This is a genomic window from Bradyrhizobium sp. 25ACV (assembly GCF_054863005.1).
Genome location: NZ_JAVAYO010000057.1, coordinates 1 through 302 on the forward strand (window position 1 = coordinate 1; position 302 = coordinate 302).

Annotated in this window: 1 protein-coding gene; it reads left to right on the forward strand. The window is 64.6% G+C overall.

The window, feature by feature from the left end; genetic code table 11:
- The coding region (locus RAD04_RS38555; protein ID WP_461627951.1) for an ATP-binding cassette domain-containing protein at positions 1-300 on the forward strand (300 nt) is incomplete at its 5' end.
- Between the last annotated feature and the right edge of the window lie 2 nt (positions 301-302).

Below are 302 nucleotides of genomic sequence, written 5' to 3' on the forward strand. Positions count from 1 at the left end.
GGCGGCGAGCAGCAGATGCTCGCGGTCGCCCGCGCCCTGATGCTGCGGCCGCGGCTGATGCTGCTGGACGAGCCCTCCTTCGGCCTCGCGCCGCTGGTGGTGCGTGACCTGTTCGGCATCCTTGGCAAGATCAACCGCGAGGACAAGGTGTCGATCCTGGTGGTCGAGCAGAACGCCCAGCTCGCGCTGGAGCTCGCCGACCAGGCCTATGTGATCGAGACCGGACGCATCGTGATGTCGGGCAACGCCAAGGACATCGCGAACAACGAAGAAATCCGCAAATCCTATCTGGGTTACTGAGG